Here is a 1,038-nt window from a genome sequence, read left to right as displayed (position 1 = left end):
CGGCTCCCCCGCCCGGAAAGCGTCATAGAGAGCGAGGAGCTCCCGGTGGAAGATCTTGGCCGACCACTCATCGGAGATGACGTGGTGCATGCACAAGGCCAGGATATGTTCCTGATCGGCCAGCCGGATCAGGCTGGCGCGCAGCAGCGAACCGGCCGCCAGGTCGAACGGCGTGGCCACATCGGCCGCGATCAGCGCCTGCACTTCCTGCTCGCTCGCCACGCTGATGACCGGCAGGTCGAAGCCGGCAGGCGGGTCGATGACCTGATGCGGGATGCCGTCGGCGTCGGCGACCAGCCGGGTGCGCAGCACCTCATGCCGCTCCACCAGCGCCGTCAACGCGGCGCGCAGGGCGGGGACGTCGAGGTCGCCAGGCAGCGGAATCGCCGACGGGGTGTTGTATTCGGCCGAGTCGGGGTCGAGCTGGGCCAGGAACCACAGTCGCTGCTGGGCGAAGGACAAGGGAAGTCGCTGGTCACGGTCGACCGGCACGATCGGGGGCCTGCTGGTGCCGTTCGCCCCGTCCACGAGCGGCGCCAGGCCGCCGACGGTCGGCTGATCGAACAGGGCCGCCAGGGGAAGATCCACCCCCAGCACCGCCCGTATGCGGGTGATGGTCTGGGTGGCCAGCAGGGAGTGCCCGCCCAGATCGAAGAAGTTGTCCCGGACACCGACCTGGTCCACGCCGAGGAGGTTGGCCCAGATGCCGGCCAGTAGTTGTTCGGTGGGGGTGGTGGGTGGCTGGTAGCCGCCGGCGAGTTCGGGACGGCTGCCGTCCGGGACCGGCAGGGCGGCGCGGTCGATCTTCCCGTTCGGGGACAGCGGGAAGGCGGCGAGTTCGATGAAGATCGACGGGATCATGTAGTCGGGCAGGCCAGCGGCCAGATGCGCCCGCAGATCATCGGTGGCGGGGATGCCGAGGGCGGGATCGGCCGGAACCAGATAGGCGATGAGCCGCTGGCCGGTACCGGTGTTGCCGCCTTGAGCCCTGTTGCCGGCTCCGTCGCCGTTACCTGTGCCTGTGTCGCCTCCGGTGCC

Annotated in this window: 1 protein-coding gene; it reads right to left on the bottom strand. The window is 69.7% G+C overall.

What is annotated here, in order from left to right; genetic code table 11:
* A partial coding sequence (locus ABZS69_RS67105) for a condensation domain-containing protein (RefSeq protein ID WP_355395707.1) occupies positions 1 to 1,038 on the bottom strand: 1,038 nt, incomplete at both ends.

This window comes from Nonomuraea sp. NPDC005650 (assembly GCF_040605375.1).
GTDB lineage: Bacteria > Actinomycetota > Actinomycetes > Streptosporangiales > Streptosporangiaceae > Nonomuraea.
This window is presented reverse-complemented; position numbering and strand designations above follow the sequence as displayed.